Annotated in this window: 1 protein-coding gene; it reads left to right on the forward strand. The window is 72.6% G+C overall.

Going from position 1 to position 5073, the window contains the following annotated elements; all coding sequences use genetic code 11:
- On the forward strand, nucleotides 1–5073 hold a 5073-nt coding region (locus IE244_RS41360), incomplete at both ends, for a type I polyketide synthase (protein ID WP_191878741.1).

Consider the following 5073-nt stretch of genomic DNA (forward strand, 5'->3'; position numbering starts at 1 on the left):
GGTTCGCAGCGGCTGGGGATGGGGCGTGAACTCTACGATGTGTTCCCGGTGTTCGCGGCGGCGTATGACGAGGTGTGTGCGCTGTTGGACGTCGAGGTCGACGTGGATGCGGAGACGCTTCATCAGACGGGTTCGACGCAGCCGGCGTTGTTCGCGGTCGAGGTGGCGTTGTTCCGGCTGTTGGAGTCGTGGGGTGTGCGGCCGGACTTCGTGGCTGGTCACTCGGTGGGTGAGATCGCGGCCGCGCATGTGGCGGGTGTGTTGTCGCTCGGGGATGCGGCGAGGTTGGTGTCGGCGCGTGCGGCGCTGATGCAGTCCCTGCCCGCGGGCGGCGCGATGCTGGCGGTCCAGGCGACCGAGGAGGAGGTGCTGCCGCACCTGTCCGAGGGGGTCGGTGTCGCGGCGATCAACGGCCCGCAGTCCGTCGTGGTCTCCGGCGCCGAAGAGGCGGTTGTCGCCGTCGGTGAAGTCTTCCGTGAGCGGGGTCGTAAGACGTCTCGGTTGAGGGTCAGTCATGCGTTCCATTCGCCGTTGATGGATCCGATGTTGGAGGAGTTCGCGGAGGCCGTCAGCGGTCTGGTCTTCAACGAGCCGCGGATTCCTGTCGTTTCGAACCTGACCGGTCGGCTGGCCGAGCCGTACACGCCCGAGTACTGGGTGCGGCACGTGCGTGAGGCGGTCCGTTTCGCCGACGGTGTGCGGACCCTGTACGGGCTGGGCGTGTCGACGTTCGTGGAGATCGGTCCGGGTGGTGTCCTCAGTGCCCTCGCCCAGGGCTGCCTCGATGAGGACGCGGACATCGTCACCGTTCCCGCGCTGCGCGCCGACCGCTCCGAGCCGTACGCCGTCACCACCGCGTGTGCCCAACTGCACGTTGCCGGCGTCGAAGTGGACTGGCACGCCTTCTTCCCGGGCGCCCGCCGCGTCGACCTGCCGACCTACGCCTTCCAGCGCGAGCGCTACTGGCTCGACGCGCCTCAGGCGGCGACCGAGGGTGCCCCGGAGGCGATGGACGCCGAGTTCTGGGACTCCGTCGAGAGCGAGGACCCGGCGTCTCTCGGTGCGCTCCTGGGACTGGAGCCCGCCGAACTGGACGTGGTCGCACCCAAGCTGTCCGCCTGGCGTCGGCAGCGGCGCGAGCGGTCCACCACCGACGGCTGGCGCTACCGGATCACCTGGCAGCCGCTCGGTGACGTGGCCGGGGCCGTTCCGTCGGGGACCTGGCTCTATGTGGTCCCCGAGGAGACCGCGTGGACCGAGGCGATCCGTACCGGGCTCACGGAACTCGGCGTCGCGCTCGTACCGTTCGCCGTGGGCGGGTACACCGACCGCGACACACTCGCCCGGGCCTTCGCCGACGCCGGGCACGAGCAGGCCGACGGCATCCTGTTCGCCGCAGCACAGGGCGAAGCGGGGAGGGGCGCCCTCAAGCGGCTCGTCCTGCTCGTCCAGGCCCTCGGCGACGCCGGGATCGAGGCCCCGCTGTGGTGCCTGACCAGCGGCGCGGTGTCGACCGGCACCGCGGACCCGCTGACCGACCCCGCATCCGCCCAGCTCTGGGGCCTGGGCCGGATCGTCGCCCTGGAACAGCCACACCGCTGGGGCGGGCTCGCCGACCTGCCCGCCGAACTCGACGCCCACGCGCTGGAGCGGCTGGCCGGCCTGCTGGCCCAGGCCGACGAGGACCAGCTCGTCGTACGCGCCTCCGGTGTGTCCGGCCGCCGCCTCGTGCGGGCGCCGCAGCCCACGGCACCGGCGGGCGCACCCTGGACGCCGCGCGGCACCGTACTCGTGACCGGCGGTACGGGTGCGCTGGGCGGCCACGTGGCCCGCTGGCTCGCCGGAGCCGGTGCCGAACACCTCGTGCTCACCAGCCGCCGGGGCCCCGACGCGCCGGGCGCCGCGGAACTCAAGGCGGAGCTGCAGGAGTTGGGCGCTCAGGTCACCGTCGCCGCGTGCGACGCGGCCGACCGTGACGCGCTCGCCGAGCTGTTCGGCCGGCACACGGTGAACGCCATGGTGCACACCGCGGGCGTACTGGACGACGGCCTGGTCGAATCGCTCACGCCCGAGCGCCTCGACCACGTGCTGCGCCCCAAGGTGGACGCGGCGCTCCACCTGCACGAGCTCACCCGGGACCGCCAGGACCTCGACGCCTTCGTGCTCTTCTCCTCGATGACCGGTGTCTGGGGCAACGGCGGCCAGGGCGCCTACGGCGCCGCGAACGCCTACCTCGACGCCCTCGCCGAGCAGCGCCGGGCGCAGGGGCTGCCCGCGCTGGCCGTCGCGTGGGGATCCTGGGCGGACGGCGGCATGGCCGCCGGCGCCGCCGGCGACCACCTGCGGCGGCGCGGCGTACGGGCGATCGCGGCCCTTCCCGCGATCTCCGTGCTGCACGCCGCGCTGACCCACGGCGAGACCTCCGTGACCGTCGCGGACGTGGACTGGGACCGCTTCGTCCCGGCCTTCGCCGGCACCCGCCCCTGCCCGCTGCTGCACGGCGTGCCCGAGGCCCGCAAGGCCCTCGAAGCACGCGCCCGGACCGCGGGGGGCGCCGAAGTGCCCGCCCCCGCGCTGGTCCAGCGCCTCCTCGGCGCCACGCCGGGGGAACAGGGCCGCGTCCTGCTGGACCTGGTCCGCGAGCAGGCCGCCATGGTGCTCGGCCACACGGGCAGGGGCACCTTCGAAGCCGACCGGACGTTCCGCGAGACCGGCTTCGACTCGCTCACCGCCGTCGAACTGCGCCACAGGCTCAGCACGGCCACCGGCCTCAAGCTGCCCACCACCCTGGTCTTCGACCACCCGACCCCCACCGCCCTCGCCCGTCACCTGGGCGAGGAACTCCTCGGCCGGCACGGGCTGGAGGCGGACGCCCCGCACGCGTCGGCCGCCGTCGCGGCCGACGAGCCCCTCGCGATCGTCAGCATGAGCTGCCGCTTCCCCGGCGGCGTCCAGTCGCCGGAGGACCTGTGGCAGCTGTTGAGCTCCGGCCGGGACGCGATGTCCGGCTTCCCCACCGACCGCGGCTGGGACATCGACGCGCTCTACGACCCCGACCCCGACCGTCCCGGCAAGACGTACTCGCGCGAGGGCGGCTTCATCCAGGGCGCCGACCGCTTCGACGCCGGTCTCTTCGGCATCTCGCCCCGCGAGGCCCTGGCGATGGACCCGCAGCAACGGCTGCTGCTGGAGGCGTCGTGGGAGGCGTTCGAACGCGCCGGCATCGCCCCCACGTCCGTCCGCGCCAGCCGCACCGGTGTTTTCATCGGCACCAACGGCCAGGACTACGCCAACGGGCTGCGCAACGCGCCCGAGGAGATCGAGGGGTACGCCCTCACCGGCAAGGCGGCCTCGGTCGTCTCCGGGCGCATCTCCTACACGTTCGGCCTTGAGGGACCGGCGGTCACGGTCGACACGGCGTGCTCGTCCTCGCTGGTGGCGCTGCACCTGGCGACCCAGGCACTGCGCACCGGCGAGTGCTCGATGGCCCTGGTCGGCGGTGTCACCGTCATGACCACGCCGGACCTGTTCGTGGAGTTCAGCCGGCAGCGGGGCCTGTCGCCCGACGGCCGGTGCAAGGCCTTCGCGGCCGGTGCCGACGGCACGGGCTGGGGCGAGGGCGTAGGCCTGCTGCTGGTGGAACGGCTGTCCGACGCCCGCCGGAACGGCCACCAGGTGCTGGCGGTGGTGCGCGGCAGCGCGGTGAACCAGGACGGCGCGTCCAACGGTCTGACCGCGCCCAACGGACCTTCGCAGCAGCGGGTGATCCGGCAGGCGCTGGCATCCGCCGGACTCACACCGGCCGACGTGGACGCCGTCGAGGCCCACGGCACGGGCACCAGGCTAGGCGACCCGATCGAGGCGCAGGCACTCCTCGCCACATACGGTCAGGAACACACCGACGACCGGCCGGTGTGGCTGGGCTCGGTCAAGTCCAACATCGGTCACACGCAGGCCGCCGCGGGTGTCGCCGGTGTGATCAAGATGGTGCTGGCGATGCGGCACGGTGTGCTGCCGCGGACACTCCATGTGGACGAGCCGACCACGCACGTCGACTGGTCGGCGGGCGCCGTGCGGCTGCTGACCGAGCCGGTGCCATGGCCCGGGACCGGCAGGCCCCGCCGGGCCGCGGTGTCGTCCTTCGGTATCGGTGGGACCAACGCGCACACCATCATCGAGGAGGCGCCCGCCGCCGCCGTGGCCGAGCCGGCCCGGGAACACCGCCCGGTGCCCGTGCCGTGGGTGCTGTCGGCGAAGAGCGAAGTGGGGCTGCGGGCTCAGGCGGAGCGTCTGCTGGCCTCGGCGACCGACGACGTGTCGCCCGTCGACGCCGGCTTCTCGTCGGCCACGACGCGCTCGGCGCTGGAGCACCGGGCGGCGGTCGTCGGCGCCGACGCGGAAGAGCTGCGTGCGGGGCTGACCGCCCTCGCGGCCGGTGAACCGGCGGCGAACGTCGTCGCCGGACGCGTTCACTCGGCGGGCAAGGTCGGGTTCCTGTTCTCGGGTCAGGGTTCGCAGCGGCTGGGGATGGGGCGCGAACTCTACGACACGTTCCCGGTGTTCGCGGCGGCGTATGACGAGGTGTGTGCGCTGTTGGACGTCGAGGTCGACGTCGATGCGGAAACGCTTCATCAGACGGGTTCGACGCAGCCGGCGCTCTTCGCGGTCGAGGTGGCGTTGTTCCGGCTGTTGGAGTCGTGGGGGATCCGGCCGGATTACGTGGCTGGTCACTCGGTGGGTGAGATCGCGGCCGCGCATGTGACGGGTGTGTTGTCGCTGGAGGACGCGGCGAAGCTGGTGTCGGCGCGTGCGGCGTTGATGCAGGCGCTGCCCGCGGGTGGTGCGATGGTCGCGGTCCAGGCGACCGAGGACGAGATCCTTCCCCACCTGACCGACGGGGTCGGTATCGCGGCGATCAACGGTCCCCAGTCCGTCGTGGTCTCCGGCGCCGAAGAGGCGGTTGTCGCCCTCGGCGAAGTCTTCCGTGAGCGGGGTCGTAAGACGTCCCGGTTGAGGGTCAGTCACGCGTTCCATTCGCCGTTGATGGATCCGATGTTGGAGGAGTTCGGGGAG

Origin of the sequence: Streptomyces filipinensis (assembly GCF_014649495.1) — a bacterium.
Taxonomy (GTDB): Bacteria; Actinomycetota; Actinomycetes; order Streptomycetales; family Streptomycetaceae; genus Streptomyces; species Streptomyces filipinensis.